Source organism: Prevotella histicola (genome assembly GCF_055385135.1).
Window position 1 is genome coordinate 673,618 of sequence record NZ_AP043793.1, and the last position, 13,444, is coordinate 687,061.

The 13,444-nt window shown below is 40.2% G+C and carries 8 protein-coding genes; 2 read left to right on the plus strand and 6 right to left on the minus strand.

The window, feature by feature from the left end; all coding sequences use genetic code 11:
• The first annotated feature begins 166 nt into the window (after positions 1-166).
• Together recJ and ACZ48L_RS02875 are read left to right on the plus strand one after the other, a co-directional pair.
• On the plus strand, positions 167-1,891 hold the full coding sequence (gene recJ, locus ACZ48L_RS02870; protein ID WP_008822678.1) for a single-stranded-DNA-specific exonuclease RecJ: 1,725 nt from the start codon (positions 167-169) through the stop codon (positions 1,889-1,891).
• 54 nt (positions 1,892-1,945) lie between these two features.
• Positions 1,946-3,838 (plus strand): RecQ family ATP-dependent DNA helicase, encoded by a 1,893-nt coding sequence (locus tag ACZ48L_RS02875; RefSeq protein ID WP_219523808.1) that lies wholly within the window; start codon positions 1,946-1,948, stop codon positions 3,836-3,838.
• A 602-nt stretch (positions 3,839-4,440) separates the two neighbouring features.
• Here ACZ48L_RS02875 and ilvC read toward each other — a convergent pair.
• The 6 genes from ilvC to ACZ48L_RS02905 form a co-directional block, all read right to left on the minus strand.
• On the minus strand, positions 4,441-5,484 hold the full coding sequence (gene ilvC / locus ACZ48L_RS02880) for a ketol-acid reductoisomerase (RefSeq protein ID WP_025790985.1): 1,044 nt from the start codon (positions 5,482-5,484) through the stop codon (positions 4,441-4,443).
• A gap of 140 nt (positions 5,485-5,624) precedes the next feature.
• The gene (locus tag ACZ48L_RS02885; RefSeq protein WP_025790983.1) at positions 5,625-6,404 is read right to left on the minus strand and encodes an acyl-[acyl-carrier-protein] thioesterase; all 780 of its coding nucleotides are present in this window, start codon (positions 6,402-6,404) and stop codon (positions 5,625-5,627) included.
• Between the two features lie 72 nt (positions 6,405-6,476).
• The gene (ilvN, locus tag ACZ48L_RS02890; RefSeq protein ID WP_025790981.1) at positions 6,477-7,067 is read right to left on the minus strand and encodes an acetolactate synthase small subunit; all 591 of its coding nucleotides are present in this window, start codon (positions 7,065-7,067) and stop codon (positions 6,477-6,479) included.
• A gap of 28 nt (positions 7,068-7,095) precedes the next feature.
• Positions 7,096-8,886, minus strand: a complete 1,791-nt coding sequence (ilvB, locus tag ACZ48L_RS02895) for a biosynthetic-type acetolactate synthase large subunit (RefSeq protein WP_311562483.1) — start codon at positions 8,884-8,886, stop codon at positions 7,096-7,098.
• Between the two features lie 51 nt (positions 8,887-8,937).
• A complete protein-coding gene (gene ilvD / locus ACZ48L_RS02900; RefSeq protein ID WP_025790979.1) occupies positions 8,938-10,740 on the minus strand; it encodes a dihydroxy-acid dehydratase in 1,803 nt (600 codons plus the stop codon).
• 1,352 nt (positions 10,741-12,092) lie between these two features.
• Positions 12,093-13,235, minus strand: a complete 1,143-nt coding sequence (locus tag ACZ48L_RS02905) for an OmpA family protein (RefSeq protein WP_025790978.1) — start codon at positions 13,233-13,235, stop codon at positions 12,093-12,095.
• Positions 13,236-13,444: the final 209 nt, after the last annotated feature.

Genomic DNA, 13,444 nt, shown 5'->3' on the forward strand with positions numbered 1-13,444 from the left:
TAGGCATAAGTCTTCAGAAATAGCCTTTCATTGCAAGTAATCTTCCGTCTTGAATACAAGTCATCTTCCATCTTGAATAAAGGTAAAGACAAACTATTCACCAATTCACAATGGGGAATTGGCTTTTTTTTTGTACCTTTACGCTCAGAAATAAAAATAATTTAAGATGCATTTTAAATGGAATTACACACCACCTGCAGCAGAACAGGAGAATGCAGCTAAAGACTTAGGCGAGAAATTGGGTATCAATCCCATCCTAGCATCCCTGCTTATCCGACGTGGGATAACAACAGAAAGTGCGGCAAAACGATTCTTTCGTCCGCAATTAGCAGACCTTATCAACCCGTTTTTGATGAAGGATATGGATGCGGCTGTCGACCGTCTGAATGATGCAATGGGGCATAAAGAGCGTATTCTTGTCTACGGAGATTATGACGTAGATGGTTGTACGGCTGTAGCTTTGGTATATAAATTCTTACGACAGTTCTATTCAAACATTGATTATTATATCCCTGATCGTTATGATGAAGGGTATGGAGTAAGCAAAAAAGGGATAGATTTTGCAAAAGAGACTGGTGTAAAGCTCATTATTATACTTGATTGCGGTATCAAGGCAATCGAAGAAATAACATATGCAAAGGAACAAGGTATCGATTTTATTATCTGTGATCACCATGTTCCTGACGAAGTCATGCCACCTGCAGTAGCTATTCTCAACCCTAAACGGCCTGATGACAGCTATCCATTCAAAGAACTTTGCGGCTGCGGAGTGGGCTTCAAGTTTATGCAAGCATTTGCTAAAAACAACAACATACCATTCTCACGACTCGTTCCTCTGCTTGATTTCTGCGCTGTCAGCATAGCAGCTGACCTTGTCCCTGTTACTGATGAAAACCGCATTTTGGCTTTCCATGGATTAAAACAACTTAACCAAAATCCCAACTTAGGCTTAAAAGCAATCATCGATATATGCGGTCTGAACGGTCGCGAGCTATCCATGAGTGATATAATCTTCAAGATTGGACCACGCATTAATGCAAGTGGTAGAATGGAAAATGGCAAAAAGAGCGTTGATCTTTTGGTCGAAAGGGAATATGCTATAGCCCTAAAAGAAGCTAAACATATAGATGAATACAATGAGCAACGAAAGGATGTAGACCGCCAGATGACCGAGGAAGCAAACCAGATTGTAGCTCGATTAGAAAGCCAGAAGCACCATTCAAGTATTGTTCTCTACGATGAACACTGGAAGAAAGGTGTCATCGGTATTGTTGCTTCACGCTTAACTGAGATTTACTTCCGACCAACTGTCGTTTTAACACGGGATGATAACTTAGCTACAGGGTCTGCTAGAAGTGTTGCGGGCTTTGATGTCTATTCAGCAATTAAGAGTTGCCGCGACTTACTTCTCAACTTTGGAGGACATACATATGCAGCCGGGCTCACCATGAAGTGGGCTGATGTTAAAGAGTTCCGTAAGCGTTTCCAGGCTTATGTTGAGGAACATATTCAGCCAGAGCAGCGTGAAGCAATCCTTGATATTGATGCAGTAGTCGACTTTAAGGACATTACCAAGAAGCTACATAGTGACTTGAAACGCTTTGCACCATTTGGTCCCGGTAACCCGAAGCCTATTTTCTGTACATTAGATGTCTATGATTTTGGTACAAGTAAAGTCGTTGGACGAGAGCAAGAACATATCAAGTTAGAATTAGTAGATTCGAAATCTAACAATGTAATGAATGGTATTGCTTTCGGACAGAGTGCCTCTGCCCGATACATTAAGTCAAAACGCTCATTCGATATTGCTTATACTATTGAAGATAACGTCTTTAAACGTGGTGCCATTCAATTACAGATCGAAGATATTAGGCCTACAGAAGAGAGTTAGCGAGACGATTGTTATGTTTCTATACCCAAGCTTTTTCACAGAGTATACAGCTTAATGTCGTATATAGACATTCTTCATCAGTATTGGGGTTACCCTGACTTTCGCGGCATTCAAAAAGAAATTATTGAGAGTATAGGCGAAGGGAAGGATACATTAGGGCTAATGCCGACAGGTGGTGGTAAGTCTATCACATTCCAAGTTCCTGCATTAGCGCAAGAAGGTGTGTGCATTGTCATTACCCCACTCATTGCTTTGATGAAGGATCAGGTTGATCATCTTCGCCACAAAGGTATCCCTGCGGCAGCCATATACTCAGGTATGACACGTGATGCAATTGTTGCAACGTTAGAGAATTGTATCTTTGGAGGTGTCAAACTACTTTATATCTCACCAGAACGTATTGGTTCTGATATCTTTCAGGTGAAGTTACGTCACATGAAAGTTAGCTTCATCACCGTGGATGAAGCCCATTGTATAAGCCAATGGGGCTACGATTTCCGCCCATCTTACCTGCAAATCACAGAAATCCGTAAACTTGTTCCACATGCTCCTATCCTCGCTCTGACTGCAACTGCTACCCCTGAGGTTGTTGATGATATACAAGAAAGACTGGGATTTAAGGAGAAGAACGCCTTTCGCATGAGCTTTGAACGTAAGAATCTCGCTTACGTTGTCAGACAGGTAGAAGATAAAGAAACCGAAATGATACACATTCTGAGCTCCATACCTAAGACTGCTATCGTCTATTGTCGCAGTAGAAGGCGCACAAAGGAGATCGCCCAAAAACTAATACAGAATGGAATCCCAGCAACATGGTATCATGCGGGATTAGAACCAGCCATTAAAGATCAGCGACAGAACGATTGGCAAAATGACAAAACACGGGTTATCGTAGCAACAAATGCTTTCGGTATGGGTATTGACAAGCCCGACGTGCGTGTCGTTATACACATAGACTGTCCGAATTCTATAGAAGCTTACTTTCAGGAAGCAGGACGTGCAGGGCGCGATGGGAACAAAGCTTATGCCGTTTTGTTATATAATGGGCATGATAATCATACCCTCAGAAAGCGTATTGAGGACACTTTCCCACCAAAAGAGTATATACAAATGCTCTATAATCACCTTGCTTACTTCTATCAGATTGGTGTAGGAAGTGGCTTTGGATGTACTTTTGAATTTCCAATTGATAAATTCTGCACTACATTCAAACACTTCCCTATCCGTGCCAATGCAGCTTTAAACATCCTTCAACGTGCTGGGTACATTGAATATGAGCAGAACCCAGATACCAGTGCACGAATAAAATTCCTGCTAAACCGCGAAGAGCTTTACCGTCTTGACGCGCTTAGTGACCAGGAAAACAATGTTGTAATAGCCTTACTTCGCAACTATGGCGGACTTTTCTCAGACTATGGATATGTTGATGAGAGCTATATTGCACAGGAGGCAGGCTTAGATCAGAACCAGACTTATATCGTTCTGACAAATCTAAGCAAGAAGAGAATCATCAATTTCATCCCACGCAAGAACATTCCTCTTATCACTTACACCCAAGATCGCGTTGATGGAGAAGAGATTATCCTTAAGAAGGAGGTGTATGAGGAGCGTAAAGAGGTTTTTATAGAGCGTATTAATTCTGTTATTAACTATGCTCAGAATGATTACATATGCAGAAGTCGACAATTATTAAGCTATTTCGGAGAGAAGAAAGCATCAGATTGTGGGCAATGTGATGTATGCCTATCACACACAAACAATGAGGATAAAGACCACAAGAAGATTATCCGAGAGAAGCTCCTTGCCCTTGTAGAAGACGGGGAAAAGCATCATATTACAGAGATACGTCAACTAGATGACAACTGGGATCTCACAGCAGAGATCATGGAAGAACTTATAGCAGAAGATATTCTACTCATGAATGGTAGCTATTTAATTAAGCCTTAATATAACATTCCACCAGATCTTAAACTCTGTTTTCCACTTATTAAAAAAGAAAGAGACTGACTAACCCATTCAAATCAAGCAAGAAAGAACCATAAAAAGGGCGGATTTACAAAACATATATACAACCAAACGACAATGTAAAAACACAAATCTCAATATAAAAGAACAGAAGTTATAAGTAAAGAAATAATCTTACAAATAAGAAACCATGGGAATACACAAAACAAGAAGAAACCTTCTTTTTCTTGATTCATAACATTAACATTATCAGACAGTTACAAAAGGGCTCGCAAAAGGGCATCTTTTACCATGTAAAAGGGCGTCTTTTGCACTTCAAAAGGGCACCTTTTACCATGCAAAAGGGCATCTTTTAGAAGGCGAAAGACGCCCTTTTAAAATCAAGAAGAGAATTTATTTTACAACAGACCGTACTGAAAGTAGGAAGAGAGGACAAATATATGAAACCTAAAGGGCAGAAAAACAAAGATTAACCAATAGAGATTACCCTTCTAACCATACCTATTCCCTTCAGAAACATCAATCAAAAAGGGAGCTCTCTTCAAACAGAGAACTCCCTTCTAACATTATGTACGAGAAAAAAATTAGTTATTCTCAGGGCGTAGTGTACGTACTGTAACACCAGCCTGCCACATTTCCATATCACGCATAGCCTTCAATTCAGCATTCAACTTCTCACGATAATCAGGCTTAGAGTTACTGTCAATAGCAACTTGTGCCTCATTACCAGTCTTTACCGAGAGATAAAGCCATTCCATCACAGGCTTAATAGCTTCACGGAAGCGCGGTGCCCAATCAAGCGCACCACGCTGTGCTGTCGTTGAACAGTTAGCATACATCCAGTCCATACCCTTGTCTCCAAAGAGTGGAGCAAGGCTCTGTGTCAACTCCTCCACTGTCTCATTGAAAGCCTCAGAAGGAGAGTGTCCATGCTCACGAAGCACATCATACTGTGCTTCAAACAACCCTTCGATGGCCCCCATCAGTGAACCACGCTCGCCAGTAAGGTCGGATGTTGCCTCACGTTGAAATGTTGTCTTGAACAAATAACCTGCACCAATACCTATACCGAAGGCAAGTGTCTTCTCTTCAGCTTTACCAGAAGCATCCTGATAAACGGCATAAGAGCAGTTCAAGCCACGCCCCTCAAGGAACATTGTACGCAATGATGTACCTGAGCCTTTAGGTGCTACCATTATGACATCAATATCTTTTGGTGGTACAACACCTGTACGGTCCTGCCAATTGATAGCGAAACCATGTGAGTAATACAAGGTCTTACCAGGAGTAAGATATTTCTTTAGTGTTGGCCAAACGGCAATCTGACCAGCATCGGAAAGTAACATACAGATGATAGTACCCCTTTGAGCAGCTTCTTCGATAGAGAACAAGCTTTCACCTGGGACCCAACCATCAGCAACAGCCTTATCATAAGTTTTGCCTTGACGCTGACCTACAATAACATTAAAGCCGTTATCCCTTAGATTCCCAGCTTGACCAGGTCCCTGAATACCATAACCAATGACTGCAATTGTTTCATCCTTCAAAACTTCACGTGCCTTTTCCAAAGAAAATTCCTTGCTTGTAACGACGGTTTCTACTACTCCACCGAAATTCAATTCTGCCATAATTATTCTGTTTTAATGTGACTTTACATCAGTCACAGTTGTTATATGTGCTTCTTTCTTATACTTAACAGGCACAAAGTTACGGTTTTATAATAAAACGACCAAAATAATTTCAATCTTTTATCATTATACTTATAAAGTTATAAAATACTATTAAACAACACTCTACACCTACAAGTTTCTACTTCTGTATTATCGCTTGTAGTCTTGGTTATTTTGAAATTGAAATCATTTTCCCGTTCTATCTCACGATGTTCACGATAGAAATTAAGCTGATCGCCATGATGTGCCTCGGCAACATAGGCTATTTCAAACCGTTTAATGAAGTGCGTACGATACCAATCAAGGTCCCATAAATCAAGAAGATGCTCAATATACTTCACCGAATTAATATGCCCATTGACGTCAACATCATTATAATAGGTGTTTATTGAGCGCAACAGCTCTTTTTCTCCAGTAACTTTTACACGTGAAAACTTCTCTATTGGGCATTCATAGGATGTCTCAATATACTCATTAATCAGTCCTTCACGAACAGCAAAGATATCTGTCGGTTGGCGAGTATCCATGTCTATCATTGCCCAAATACTCTTTCCGTAACCATAGACATGCCCTTCTTCATTAACAACCTTAAAATTTCTACTTGTGAAATACTTCATAACACTATCTACCCAAGTCTCAACATAAAACTTTTCATATGCTTTCGGCATATCATACATCTCTATTGTCAATCGACTTAAGACCCAGGTCTTATTTATAGTATTGAGATAGTTCATACCATAACCGCGTTCATTACTATGAAAATCAGCAGCATTAAGCATGTGATTTCCTAGATGTCCCATGAACAAATGGTTGGTAAAGTCACAATGGAAAGGCTCAGCTAAGAACTGATACCTTCCAATCTTTGATAATTTTTCCATTTTTCTCGTACGTAAATTTCGAGGATTCAAATAGCAAATAGCCATTCTCCTCTGTCTATTCTTTATTGTATCTTAGAGTACAGACGACTCTTCTTCGCTCTTAAGGAAATCAGATACAGGCTCACTGAACCCACGTGTCACTGCAACACGACCACTGCGTGAATACTGAAGCAGGCAATCAAAGTTCTTCAAATCATGATACAGAGCTGTCACTTCATCTGTCATTCCAGCAAGTAACACCGTACTGTAGGTAGGATTTACTTCCATCATACGCGCATTACGCTTACGAATTGCACGGCTGACCTCTGCATTTTCTAACAGGATGGGCGTTGCAATCTTATACAAACCAACTTCATGGATGAAAAGATCACTGTCTTCATAATAGTCAGCTTTGATAACATCAATCTTCTTTTCAACCTGTTTGGTAATCTTTTCTATAGTAGCAGCATCACTCCATGCGGTTATTGTGTACTTATGAATACCTTCTATACTCGATGCACTCACATTCAAGCTCTCTATATTCACTTGCCTTCGCGTAAAAACTGCTGCGATTTGATTCAGTACACCAGCAACGTTTTCTGAATAAACCAGTAAGGTATACAACCTCTCACCAGCTATCACCTCACGTTTAACACTTTCTTTTGCTATCTTATTATCTACCATGAGTCGTTGTTTTATTGCATAAAGTACATTAAATATCAAGGTGTAACACCATCTCATCAACTGAAGTTCCAGGCACAACCATAGGAAGAATATTCTCATTCTCCTTCACTGCACACTCCAAAAAGAATGGTCCTTCGGTTGACAACATTGTATTTACCTTAGCTTCAAGGTCTTTTCTGTCTGTTACTAACGCATAAGGAATATTATAAGCCTTGGCAAGTTCTGAATAATGTGGGTTCAACATGCGAGTGAAAGAATGACGATGTCCGAACATCAAATCCTGCCATTGGCGCACATTTCCTAAATAATTATTATTCAAAAGTATAATTTTTACAGGAGTTTGTTGCTCCATAATGGTTCCGAATTCCTGAATACTCATCTGTAAACCACCATCTCCCACAAAGAAACAAACTGTACGGTCACTCCCGAAAGTAGCACCTATAGCAGCAGGAAGACCAAATCCCATCGTACCTAAGCCCCCACTTGTCACAACGGAATGACTATTATTATACTTAAAATAACGGCATGAGAACATCTGATTCTCCCCAACGTCATTGACCAACACGGCATTTCCCGCTGTCTTCTCAGCCACAAGGTTTATTATTTCACCCATCAATAAAGGTCCATCTGTAGGATGTATGTGGGGTTCGATAACCTCTTCAGTCTCTTTAGTATGCAATGGAACAAACGAATCACGCCATTTTTTATGATCAGCTTTCTCCAATAAGGCTGTAATAGCAGGCAAACTCTCTTTACAATCAGCAATAACAGGCACGTCAACAGACACATTCTTGCCTATTTCAGAAGGGTCTATATCCAAATGAATAACCTTCGCCTGCTTAGCATAAGTATCCAAACGGCCTGTAACACGGTCGGAAAAGCGCATGCCAATAGCTATCAAGACATCGCATTCTTGTTGCTTCACATTAGGAGCATAGTTCCCATGCATGCCAAGCATACCAACATTCAGAGGGTGATCACTTGAAAGAGCTGACAAACCCAACAATGTTCTACCAGCCGGAATATCTGCCTTTTCAAGAAAATCACGCAATTCTTGTTGTGCTTCACCCAACTCAATACCCTGCCCTACCAGCGCCATTGGCTTCTTTGCACTGTTAATTAACGTAGCCGCTGCAGCCACAGCACTCATATCAAGTTTAGGATATGGAGAGTAAGAACGCACCCGGTCGACCTTACCAGGGCACCACTCACACTGTCCAGTCTGTGCATTTCGTGGAAAATCAAGTACAACTGGACCAGGACGACCACTACGAGCAATATAAAAAGCACGACTCACAGCCCACGCAACATCCTCTGGGCGACGTATCTGATAGCTCCATTTGGAGATTGGCTGAGCTACACCAACAAGGTCAACCTCCTGAAAAGCATCTGTACCCAACGAACTTACACCAACTTGACCTGCGATAACTACGATAGGAGTAGAATCCATCATGGCATCGGCAACACCTGTCAGAGTATTTGTTGCACCAGGACCACTTGTCACAATAGCAACTCCAACTTCGCCACTAACCCTTGCATAACCTTCTGCCGCATGTGCTGCAGCCTGCTCATGACGTACAAGAACATGATGAAACCAAGCATCATCGCCTTCAGTATACTTCAACAAGTCATCATAAACAGGCATAATTGCACCGCCTGGATAACCAAAAATAGTCTTTACTCCCTCTTGATATAAAGCTCGCATCAATATTTCTGAACCATTACACAGCTCTCCTATCTTGGGGAACTGCGGACGGCGAGGTTTGTTGGATGGTGAAACGGCTCCTGTTATATCCCCTTTATTTTTTGATCTTGTCATAAGATAAATCTTTCAAACATGTAAATAGTGTCTTACCTCTCTCTTGTTTCCTTAATCAATGATTCTTACTCCACCTTTATCTGCGCTGGAAACACTTTGTGCATAGGCTCGTAATGCCTTAGAAACAACACGTTTACGCTTTAGAGGTTGCTGTGGACGGGCTGACAACTCCGTATCACTTAGCTTTACATTAATACTCCTTTGCGGAATATCAATAATGATAATATCACCGTCCTTCACCTTTCCGATGTTCCCACCATTAGCTGCTTCAGGCGAAATATGACCAATACTCAATCCACTTGTTCCACCTGAGAAACGCCCATCAGTAATCAATGCACACTCTTTTCCTAAATGCCGACTCTTAATATATGATGTCGGATAAAGCATTTCTTGCATTCCAGGACCTCCCTTGGGACCTTCATGAGTGATAACAACGCAATCGCCAGCCTTAACTTTACCATTAAGAATGCCGTCACAAGCTTCGTCCTGTGAGTCAAAGACAACTGCTGGACCTTCAAAATGCCATAAACTAGCATCTACTCCTGCCGTTTTCACAACACAACCATCCTTTGCTATATTACCGAACAGCACAGCTAATCCACCATCCTTGGTATAAGCATGTTCTATGTCACGAATGCAACCTGTCATACGATCAGTATCAAGCGATTCCCACTGCGTATCCTGGCTTCCCATTTTTGTGGAGAAACGATGCCCAGGTGCACTATGATAGATCCTATCTGCTTCTGAATCAATAGCTTCACCAGTAATGTTATACCTTTGCATAGCTTCTGATAAAGTCTGTCTGTCAACACGTTTAACACTCCCATCTATAAGACCACCCTTGTCCAACTCGTTCAGAATACCAAGGATTCCACCTGCTCGATTACACTCCTGGACACTGTATTTCTGAGTATTAGGAGACAACTTACACAAGCAAGGGGTCTTACGACTCAGCGTATCTATATCGTTCATTGAAAAATCAACTTCCCCTTCCTGTGCAACAGCTAACAGATGAAGGACCGTATTAGTAGAACCGCCCATGGCAATATCCAATGTCATTGCATTAAGGAAGGCTTTACGCGTAGCAATATTACGTGGTAAAACACTGTCATCTCCATCCTGATAATAAGCCATTGCATTCTTAACTATCTGATGAGCAGCATCTTTGAATAATTTAATCCTATTCTTATGTGTCGCAAGAATAGTACCATTCCCTGGCAAAGCGAGCCCAATTGCCTCTGTGAGGGAGTTCATTGAGTTCGCAGTGAACATTCCTGAACAACTACCACAGCCTGGACAAGCACACTGTTCAAGCTGATGAACCTCCTCATCACTTAACTCTTTATCTGCACCCCCAATCATTGCAGTAACAAGATCAGCATTTTCGCCACGCCATCTACCAGCTTCCATTGGGCCTCCAGAACAGAATATCGTCGGAATATTCAGACGCATAGATGCCATCAACATGCCAGGTGTAACCTTATCACAATTAGAAATACAGATCATAGCATCTGCCTTATGCGCATTCACCATGTATTCTACGGAATCGGCAATAATATCACGTGAGGGCAATGAATATAACATACCATCATGGCCCATAGCAATACCATCATCAATAGCTATCGTATTAAACTCAGCTGCATAACATCCCAGTTTCTCTATCTCATCTTTTACAATCTGTCCTACCTCATGTAAATGGGTATGACCAGGTACAAACTGAGTAAAAGAATTAACAATTGCAATAATAGGCTTGCCAAACTGTTCCGGCTTCATTCCTGCTGCAACCCACAGAGCACGTGCTCCTGCCATCTTTCTACCCTCTGTACATACGGCGCTCCTCAACTGATGTTTCATACACTATACTTATTTTATCTCTGTATTCCTGTATAATAATTCGTCTGACATAATCAACAATTTATTTTGCAAAGGTAGATAGTTTTTACGTATTAACCAAACAATTATAAACATAAAGAAGTATTTTAGCAACAATTTAGAAGAAATACACTATGCATAGTATAATATTATACTACACGCCATGATATTATATACAGGACTATACACCCCCATAGAATACAAAAATGCGTTTTAAACGTACATAGCAATCAGCGATTATGAAACCACAAATATAAGAAGAGAAATAGAAATCAAACTCAAATAATGTAAAACTAATTCGTATTAAGGTTTCAGAAGACGCCCTTTTAGCTTTCAAAAGATGCCCTTTTGCAACTCAAAAGAGCATCTTTTACCATGCAAAAGGGCACCTTTTACATTGCAAAAGAGCACCTTTCACACCCCTATTTATAATATATTGAAAATCAATACATTACCGACTACAAAATCAGACACTGACTAACGATCCATAATCAAAATGGACTGCAAAACTGTAAAAGTATTTCTCAAAATAAACATACTCACGAATTACACATGAAATACATGGATACACAAATCGTGAGGGAATCTTATATCAAACTATTAGTAGTTAATAAAACTATTTAGTGCTAAATAAACAGTTTTCAAACATCAATTATATGAACTTATGCTCTCCCCAATAAAAGGTAATCCCGACACCTCCGGTTATCTACGCAATGACCACATGATTTCTCAACTTTCAATTTTTAGCAGATATCAATAGGCAGAAGTTTCGTAGGAACAAATAATTAAAAGTACAGCAAACACTACTAATAACAAACAAAAAAGAAAATGTTTTCCATTGTAAAACGTATCATATTACCCTACCAATACGCAGTGATCAGACTATAGAAAACATATCATTCTAATACCAGCTACAAAGTGATCAAGCTGCAGAAAACTATCTATTAACACTAAATACAAAAATGAGCAGACTATAGAAAACATATTGAATTAACCATAATACAAAGTAATCAAACTGCTGAAAACATATTGTATTGACTTTAAATACAGAATAAGCAGACTATAGAAAACATATTGAATTAACCATAATACAAAGTAATCAAACTGCTGAAAACATATTGTATTGACTCTAAATACAGAATGAGCAGGCTATAAAACATGTAGAAGTAACCACACTACAAGGTAATCAAACTGCTAAAAACATATTGTATTAAAAACAAAAACAAAGTGATCAAACTACAGAAAACATATTGAAATAAAAAAAGGATGTGCCAAAACTGACACATCCTTATTATTTTACTGTTCGAAGGATATACCCTTCTATCAGTGATTACTTACTTTACGTAAACTACTGCAAGGCGGTTAGAAGTTACACCCTGTACACCCTTACCAGTTGCATCGTCAATGTTTACACCACGACTCTTGAGGTAGTTAGCAACTACATCTGCACGAGCCTGTGACAAACGATCGTTGATTTCCTTAGAACCCTCTGGAGAAGCTGTACCAACAACCTGTACGTGGCTACCTTCCTTAACGTTGTTAAGAGCTGCCTTAGCCTCTCTTGTAAGATTAGACTTACCCTGTGCAAAGGTTACGAATACGAGGTCAGATACTGAAAGCTCCTTAACCTTAACAGAAGGAACCTCCTTAACAACTTCCTTAGTGATAACCTCTGGCTTACGGTTGCGGAGTTCGTTGATCTGAGCATTCAAAGCATCGATCTCAGCCTGATCGCGTGGAGTTACGATAGTGAAGTTGTGTGTACCGTTAGAGTTAGCAAACTTGTAAACGAGACCAGCATTCAACTGAACGAATGAGTTGTTGATGTTGTAAGCTGGCTGACCTGCCTGTGCAGTTGCCTTGTAACCATAGTTTACGTTATACTCTGGGTAAGTAAGACCTGCAGGAGTAACAGCTACATTATGTGAGTGAGACTTGCCCAAGAATGCGAAGTTGATAGAAGGCTCTACATAGAACTGGAACTGCTTTGCTGAACCGAAGTTGAATGCGAAGTCAAGAGCAGCCTTAGAAGTCATGCGGTTACGATTCTCAGATGTAGCAGCCTCAAATGCCTTATTATTTGTGAACACGTGCATCCAACCAAGACCATAGAGTGCACTAACCTCGAATGTACGTGGCTCACCCTTGTAACCACCGAACCAGTTGCTAAGGTTTACAGTACCGAGCAAGCTTGCGTTAGTAGCGCGAACTACTGTACCTGTTGAACCCCAAGGCTTATTTGAGAAGTATGCGTTACCCTCAATAGCCAAACCAAATACTGGTGTGAAGTAACGACCGATACGAAGACCAGCGTTTGGATCGAGATCGCTCAACCACTTGTGACCAGTTGTCTTTGTTGCAACACCACCGTTGATACCAACGTAGATGTTATCAAATGTCTTGCTCTCTGCAACAGTCTGTGCTGATACAGATGCTGCCATAGAAGCAGCTGCCAACATTAAAACTAACTTTTTCATTTCTCTCTGAATTAATTAATATTTATAAATTGTATTATATCTATATCTTAATCGGGTGCAAAGTAATAAAAAATAAATGAAACCTCCAAATATTTTTAATAAAAAGTATGCACAAAGTACCCTTATATGAGTAGAAACAATCAAAAACGTGGTAATATAGGACACACTTATCTATAAAAACCTCCATATTATAGTATATGTAAAAGCAT

Excerpts from the sequence above, each read along its gene's own strand:
- recJ (WP_008822678.1), top strand. The coding sequence starts at position 167 with ATGCATTTTAAATGGAATTACACACCACCTGCAGCAGAACAGGAGAAT.
- ACZ48L_RS02875 (WP_219523808.1), top strand. The coding sequence starts at position 1,946 with ATGTCGTATATAGACATTCTTCATCAGTATTGGGGTTACCCTGACTTT.
- ilvC (WP_025790985.1), bottom strand. The coding sequence starts at position 5,484 with ATGGCAGAATTGAATTTCGGTGGAGTAGTAGAAACCGTCGTTACAAGC.
- ACZ48L_RS02885 (WP_025790983.1), bottom strand. The coding sequence starts at position 6,404 with ATGGAAAAATTATCAAAGATTGGAAGGTATCAGTTCTTAGCTGAGCCT.
- ilvN (WP_025790981.1), bottom strand. The coding sequence starts at position 7,067 with ATGGTAGATAATAAGATAGCAAAAGAAAGTGTTAAACGTGAGGTGATA.
- ilvB (WP_311562483.1), bottom strand. The coding sequence starts at position 8,886 with ATGACAAGATCAAAAAATAAAGGGGATATAACAGGAGCCGTTTCACCA.
- ilvD (WP_025790979.1), bottom strand. The coding sequence starts at position 10,740 with ATGAAACATCAGTTGAGGAGCGCCGTATGTACAGAGGGTAGAAAGATG.
- ACZ48L_RS02905 (WP_025790978.1), bottom strand. The coding sequence starts at position 13,235 with ATGAAAAAGTTAGTTTTAATGTTGGCAGCTGCTTCTATGGCAGCATCT.